This window comes from Citrobacter sp. wls757 (assembly GCF_005280935.1).
Classification (GTDB): Bacteria; Pseudomonadota; Gammaproteobacteria; order Enterobacterales; family Enterobacteriaceae; genus Citrobacter; species Citrobacter portucalensis.
Map to the genome: position 1 here is coordinate 14,740 of NZ_SZWU01000015.1, position 446 is coordinate 15,185.

1 pseudogene is annotated in these 446 nt (G+C 57.0%); it reads right to left on the minus strand.

The features are described from left to right. Window positions 1-446, minus strand: a pseudogene (gene hyaA, locus FDW94_RS23730) (hydrogenase 1 small subunit); the annotation flags it as partial.

Sequence of the window (446 nt, forward strand, 5' to 3'; positions counted from 1 at the left end):
CGCCTAGCGCGGTGAGGCCCACGGTATCGGCGGTTGAATGCGTCCCCATTTGTGGAATATCAACCACGCGGCTGTAGAACGAACCGCGATCCCAGAAGCCGTTTTCCGAACATCCCAGACAACCGTGGCCGGACTGGATGGGGAAGGAAACGCCACCATTCCAGCGAGTGGTGGAACAGGCGTTATAGGTGGTTGGCCCTTTGCAGCCCATTTTGTACAGGCAATAGCCTTTGCGGGCGGCGTCATCGTCCCAACTCTCAACGAACTCCCCGGCGTCAAAGTGGGCGCGGCGGTAGCATTTATCGTGAATACGCTGACCATAGAACATCAGCGGACGACCCAGACGATCGAGTTCAGGCAAACGATCAAATGTCACCATGTAGGTAATGATGGCGCTCATGACATCCGGAATCGGCGGGCAGCCGGGCACTTTCACGATTGGCTTA